Here is a 6,101-nt window from a genome sequence, read left to right as displayed (position 1 = left end):
TTTACAAAGTTTAGTATATTTTTACCTTCATATTGTTCCATATCTTAATGTTTTAAAGCATTAAAATACGGATTTTAAATTAATAACTCAACTTAATTATACTTTGATTCCCAATAAAATTCAATTTCTTCCAGACTTTTCCCCTTGGTTTCCGGAATCTTAAATCTTACATAGAAAAAGCACAGTACACAAATTCCACCATACAACCAGAAAATACCATGTGCTCCCAAGGCATTATTTAATACAGGGAAACTATATGTAATTAAAAAACTGGCAATCCACATGGAAGTAACAGTAATAGAAGCAGCTGCACCTCTTATTCGATTTGGAAAAATCTCTGACACAAGAACCCAAAACACTGGTGCCAATGTAAGTGCAAAAATGGCAATGGCTGTTACAATTAAGACAACTAACGAGAATCCTTTGAATCCAAAAAAGTAAAAACCTCCTATAAATAAAAATGTTATGCAAAGACCTATAGAGCCAAGCAACCAAAGGTTTCGTCTACCCCATTTGTCAATTATTTGTATAGCAATTATTGTAAATACTAAATTTACAACACCTGTTAAAATAATATTAAACAAAGAGTCACTTACACCATAACCAGCACTGGTAAAAACTTCTTCAGCATAATTAAATACAATGGTTATACCACACCATTGCACCAAAAAGGCAAGACAAATTCCTATTATAATCAAACGTTTATTTTTTCGTTGTAGGAGTTCTTTTATGCTAATAGATTTATTTGATTCAGAAAGTGTTTCTTGAATTTCCTCTTGTATTTTAAGAGCATATTTTTTTCCTCCAATATCTCCTAACACTTTTAAAGACCTATTTTTTTGGTTGTTTTTAGTTAGCCATCTTGGACTTTCCGGAATGATAAAAATCAGGAGAAAAAATAAAGAGGCTGGAATTAATTCTACCCAAAACATCCATCTCCATCCAGTTTGCCCATTCCATGAGTTTACGATCTCCACATCCGTCATGCTTACTGGAACGGGCTCTGCAATAATATAATTAAGAATTTGTGCGGCAAGAATACCAACAACAATAGCCAATTGGTTAAGAGAAACCAGTCTACCTCTATATACAGATGGAGATACTTCTGCAATATACATAGGAGAAATAGTAGATGCTAATCCTATACCTAACCCACCTAAAATACGAAAGCCAATAAACAGGTTAAAATCATTGAACCAACCAGTGCCTGCCGCAGATATTATGAATAAGAAAGCAGCAATGCCTAATGGTCTTTTACGTCCTAAACGTTCAGTGATCTTTCCCGCTGATGTAGCACCAATAATACAACCTATTAAAGCACTTGACATTGCCCATCCTTGCAAACTCGGAATATCTGCAATATCAAAAAAACGTTCGTAGAAGGGCTTTGCTCCTCCAATTACAACCCAGTCATAGCCAAAAAGCAATCCGCCGAGAGCAGAGATCATGGATATCGTTAAAATATATTTAAAATTTAGTTGATTTGATTTGCTCATTTTCTTATACTTTTTGAAAAGGTTTAAATGCTTAGGTTTTATTTTGTTTTTAAAAATCAAAATTGTTTTCAAAACGATATTCTGTTACTTGTTTAAAACATTCGTCTGGATGCAAAAATATAGATGCAAATGTTTTGTGGTTTGGAGCATCTGAAAATCCTTGACATTCAAAACATACTCCTGAAAAAGGTTTGTAAGCAGCCCCAGATCTTCCCTTGCTAGTTGTATTTAAAAATAATCCCGTATACAATTGCATTCCAATGGCATCTGTAAATACATTCATGGTACGTCCACTTTTAGGTTCTTGTAACGAAGCAACTTTTTTAAGATCTTTTGTAAAATTGTCTAATAAATACATTTCCCCATGAGCGTATGTGGCTATTTTTGCCATTCTTTCAATTGGAGCAGCTTTTTTATAATCGGTTATATCTGCTACTGTTTTTTTAAGATTTCCTGTTGGTAAATAATTTTGGTCTACTTCTGCAATCAATTCAGAATCGATTGTCAACAAATGATTGAGAATAGTTCCTTTGCCTTCTCCTGCCAAATTAAAATAAGAATGGTTTGTAGGGCATAGCGGTGTTAATTCATCTGTTGTTGCTTCATATTCAATACGAATCCCATTTTCTTTTGTCAAGGAATAAGTTACTTTCATTGATACGTTTCCTGGATAACCTTCTTCTCCATTTGGGCTATGATAAGTTAATTCTAAAACCTCACTTTTATTTTTTGTAACAATCTTTGAACCCCAAAGGCTTTTATCGAAACCTTTTATACCTCCATGCAAATGAGTCTCACCTTCATTTTGGGTTAATTGGTAAGTTTTCTTTCCATCATTAAATTTACCTTTTGTCAATCTTCCTGCAACCCTCCCTATTATGGCTCCGGCATAAATATTTTCTTTTAAGTAAGAATGAACATCTTGAAATCCGAGAACAACATTTGCATACTTTCCAAACTTGTCAGGCACATAAAGTTCAGTAAGGATACCACCAAAATTAATGACCTTTGCAATGAGTCCATTAGCATGTTTTAATTCATAGCAATATATCAGATCTCCTGCAGGGCTCTGTCCAAATTTGCTCTTTTTTATTTTACACTCCAGATTCATTCTGCTTGCTAGGTCAAATTGGATTTAATCATCTTGCATAACAGCAGATCGGCCTCCATCTACCAGATATGTTGCTCCAGTTATAAATCTGGCATACTGAGAAGATAAAAAGGTACAAAAACCTCCTATTTCTTCTGGTGTTCCTATTCTTTTAACTGGATGTAATTTCTCTGTTCTTGTTCGTTCTGCATCTGCATCGGGAAAACTTTCGAACCATTTTTTGTTTTGCTCTGTGTCAATAAATCCTGGCGCAATACAGTTAGCCCTAATGGAAGGCCCCCATTCGATTGCCATACTTTGCACTAATCCTCTTAAAGCTGTTTTTGTTACACTATAAGGCGAACATCCTGGTATGGTAGAGAATCCATGATTTGAACCAATAATCACAATATTTCCCACATCACTTTTCTCCAAGTATGGTTTGCATAATTTAGCCAGACGCCAATGCGAGTTTAAATTCAAATCTAAATTATAGTTCCATTTATCTTCAGAGCAATTTTCCAGTCCTTCAAAAACACCTACCCCAGCATTAGAGATTAAAATATCCAACGTTCCAAATCTATCTATCGTTCCTTGAACCATAGCCTTTAGCTCACCTATATTAGTCACATCTGTTTTCATAAAATGGATTGGACGTCCTAAACTTTCAGCTTTTTTTTCAATATTAAAATATTCATATGTATTCCCTTCACTTCTTGCACATCCGGAAATATAACAACCAGCCTCAAGTAAAACGGAGGCTATACCTGCCCCTATACCTTTACTAATACCTGTAACCAGGGCTACTTTATCCTTTAAATCAATTTGTAGTGCCATATACCTTTATACTATTTAAATTTTTAAAACCCTATGGAAGCACCTCCGTCAACTGGAAGTAGTACACCGGTAATAAATTTTGCTTCTTCAGAACATAAAAAGCTTGTTGCATTTGCTATATCTTCAGAGTCACCAAATTTATTCATAGGAGTCCTTTCCAGTATTTTTTGTGCTCTATCTTTATTATCTGCCAATGCTTTTCTGAGCAAAGGGGTATCTATCCAACCTGGTGCAATGGCATTCACCCGAATGTTCCAACCAGCAACCTCTGATGTTAAAGATCGTACCATGCCTACATAAGCACTTTTTGCTGCCGCATAAGAAATTACTTCTGGCAATCCTATAATCGCCGCCATAGAGGCCATAAAAATGATGTTTCCTGAATTTTGTTTCTTCATAATGGGTAGTACTTCACTCACTAATGAAAAAGCTCCAGTAACATGCACGTTCAGCATTTTATTAAATTCAGCTACTGACATCTCTTCGGTTGACTTCTTCTGATGAATTCCTGCGTTATTGACCAATACATCTATTCTATCATGTTTATTGTAAATAGACTCAATAACATTTTTTGCATACTCTGTATTTGTAACATCATGAACTTTATAACCACACTTCTCACCGAATTCTTTTTGAGTTTCAATAAGTTCCCCTTCATCAAGCCCAACCAATTCCACAAAAGCACCTTGACTTAAAAAGGTTCTTGCTATTTCCTTTCCAATGCCAGAACTACCTCCTGTAACTACAACAACTTTTCCGCTGTGCCTATTTGTATCCATTTTCTTATTCTTTATACCGTATTATAAATTCTTCGTTCCAAGCGGTTCCTACGCCTGGATTTTCTGTAGGCGTAAATGTTCCGTTCTCCAATACTAGATCATTATCCCATAAACGTTGGTAGGATTCAATATCACTTTCTGGCAACATATATTCTATAATTTCCACTCCAGGCACTGCACAAGCCAAATGCAAGTGCAATTGGTGAAATACATGGCAAGCGACTGGGATGCCTCTTTGATAAGCCGCTTTGGCTATTTTTATAAAGGTTCTCACACCACCACAAACTGTTGCATCCAACCGTAAAACATTAATTTTCCCTTGATCCATCAACCTCAGCATATTTAAGTACCCTGATTGCTCATCCCCAACGGCTATGTCTATTTTTGTATTCTCACTTAAATATCGAATATTCTCGTAATCATCTGTTAAAAAAGGATCTTCTATCCATTTCATATTTAAATCTTCCCATTTCTGGACTTCAATAGCATATGTTTTTGCATCTGTTTGTCCCCAAACACAGTCGATCATTAACGGAATCGACTTAGGTAAATATTTTCTACAAATTCTTAATCGTTCTCCATCTTTAAAAGCATCTGTTGTACTTGCTATTTTTACTCCTGCTGGGTTATAAGTCGCGTATAATTCCATCTCAGCAGCTAAAGTTTCTTCTGTTTCGTTAGATGTTGGATACCCACCAACCAACATTGTTGGTATGGCTTTAGACTCGCCGCCTAAATATTTGTATAAGGGTTGTTTTGCTCTAATAGCCAATAAATCATACAAAGCACAATCAAATAAACTCAATGCCCTAAAAAAGATACCGTTAGTACCCAGGCAAACATTTGCCTTTGTTGTTAAATTGTATAATTCCTCATGATTATCTAAACTTTTGCCTTTCCATATTGGTATGATATTGTTATGTACAACTTCTGCTACAGGTGCATTTCTTGAAAGTCCGTAAGAAGTTCCAACGTTTCCTGCTTCGTCGTAAATACGAACAATGACATAATGTCTATCGGGAATTTCAATAGCCCCTAATTTTAAAGGTCTTCCAAGCGGAACACGCACATAAAATGATTCAATCTTGGTTATTGTGTTTTTCATTTTAATAATTATCGTGTTTATACAATCGCAGCAGCAGCACCGTAAGTTGTGTAACCCCCATCAACCATTATAGCTTGCCCTGTTACATATTCTGAAAGCTCAGAAGCAAAGAAAACAACCGCTTTGCCTATATCATTTGCTAAGCCCAAGCGTCTCATAGGAATTCTACCTTTGATGACTTCCGGATCTAATTTTCCGTTATCTATGTAAGCTCTTAACAATGGTGTATCGTGATACCCTGGACAAACAGTGTTCACCCTAATATTGTATTGCCCCCAATCTACTGCCAGATTTCTACTCAAACCTAAGACCGCTGTTTTGGTTGCTGAATAAACGGTACGACCAGGCATTGCCTGAAAAGAAGCAATACTTCCTATGTTTATGATACTTCCTTTTTTATTCTTTATCATGGTATGAGATACATCTCTAGACATAAACATTACAGAATTCAAATTTACATTTACAACATTCAACCATTTCTCTTCTGGCATATTTTCGGCTTCACTATGATACTGAATACCAGCATTATTTACCAAAATATCGATTGTCCCAAAAGTATCTAGTACTTTCTTAATTGCTGCAATTCTTTCTTCTCCGTTTGTTACGTCACATCGGATACCTATGTGCCCTACCCCTGATAGACTCTCAGCTTGCTTAGCTGCATTTGTTGCATCTAGATCAAGAATGGCCACTTTAGCACCATGCTCGGCTAAATAGGTTGCTGTACTAAGTCCAAGTCCTTGACCTCCTCCTGTTACAATTGCTATTTCATTATCTAATAATCTCATTTCTGA

General features: G+C 35.6%; 6 protein-coding genes. All 6 read right to left on the bottom strand.

Annotation, left to right across the window (positions count from 1 at the left end):
• Positions 1–92 precede the first annotated feature (92 nt).
• From K7G79_RS12275 to K7G79_RS12250, 6 genes are read right to left on the bottom strand one after another with little or no spacing between them, the layout of a single operon-like run.
• On the bottom strand, positions 93–1,496 hold the full coding sequence (locus K7G79_RS12275) for a sugar porter family MFS transporter (RefSeq protein ID WP_223551883.1): 1,404 nt from the start codon (positions 1,494–1,496) through the stop codon (positions 93–95).
• 49 nt (positions 1,497–1,545) lie between these two features.
• Entirely contained in the window at positions 1,546–2,607 is a 1,062-nt protein-coding gene (locus K7G79_RS12270; RefSeq protein WP_223551882.1) for an aldose epimerase family protein, read from the bottom strand.
• A gap of 24 nt (positions 2,608–2,631) precedes the next feature.
• Positions 2,632–3,423 carry an SDR family NAD(P)-dependent oxidoreductase gene (locus K7G79_RS12265; protein ID WP_223551881.1) on the bottom strand — a complete coding sequence of 264 codons (792 nt, stop codon included), beginning with the start codon at positions 3,421–3,423 and terminating at the stop codon, positions 2,632–2,634.
• 23 nt (positions 3,424–3,446) lie between these two features.
• Complete coding sequence (locus K7G79_RS12260; protein ID WP_223551880.1) at positions 3,447–4,202, bottom strand: SDR family NAD(P)-dependent oxidoreductase; 756 nt, start codon at positions 4,200–4,202, stop codon at positions 3,447–3,449.
• Between the two features lie 4 nt (positions 4,203–4,206).
• The gene (locus K7G79_RS12255; protein WP_223551879.1) at positions 4,207–5,307 is read right to left on the bottom strand and encodes a mandelate racemase/muconate lactonizing enzyme family protein; all 1,101 of its coding nucleotides are present in this window, start codon (positions 5,305–5,307) and stop codon (positions 4,207–4,209) included.
• Between the two features lie 17 nt (positions 5,308–5,324).
• A complete protein-coding gene (locus tag K7G79_RS12250; RefSeq protein ID WP_223551878.1) occupies positions 5,325–6,095 on the bottom strand; it encodes an SDR family NAD(P)-dependent oxidoreductase in 771 nt (256 codons plus the stop codon).
• Positions 6,096–6,101 lie beyond the last annotated feature (6 nt).

Source organism: Aestuariivivens sp. NBU2969 (assembly GCF_019931125.1).
Lineage (GTDB): Bacteria > Bacteroidota > Bacteroidia > Flavobacteriales > Flavobacteriaceae > Aestuariivivens > Aestuariivivens marinum.
This window is presented reverse-complemented; position numbering and strand designations above follow the sequence as displayed.

What these genes read in the sequence shown, in the direction of transcription:
- K7G79_RS12275 (WP_223551883.1), bottom strand. Translation starts at nt 1,496, where the DNA reads ATGAGCAAATCAAATCAACTAAATTTTAAATATATTTTAACGATATCC.
- K7G79_RS12270 (WP_223551882.1), bottom strand. Translation starts at nt 2,607, where the DNA reads ATGAATCTGGAGTGTAAAATAAAAAAGAGCAAATTTGGACAGAGCCCT.
- K7G79_RS12265 (WP_223551881.1), bottom strand. Translation starts at nt 3,423, where the DNA reads ATGGCACTACAAATTGATTTAAAGGATAAAGTAGCCCTGGTTACAGGT.
- K7G79_RS12260 (WP_223551880.1), bottom strand. Translation starts at nt 4,202, where the DNA reads ATGGATACAAATAGGCACAGCGGAAAAGTTGTTGTAGTTACAGGAGGT.
- K7G79_RS12255 (WP_223551879.1), bottom strand. Translation starts at nt 5,307, where the DNA reads ATGAAAAACACAATAACCAAGATTGAATCATTTTATGTGCGTGTTCCG.
- K7G79_RS12250 (WP_223551878.1), bottom strand. Translation starts at nt 6,095, where the DNA reads ATGAGATTATTAGATAATGAAATAGCAATTGTAACAGGAGGAGGTCAA.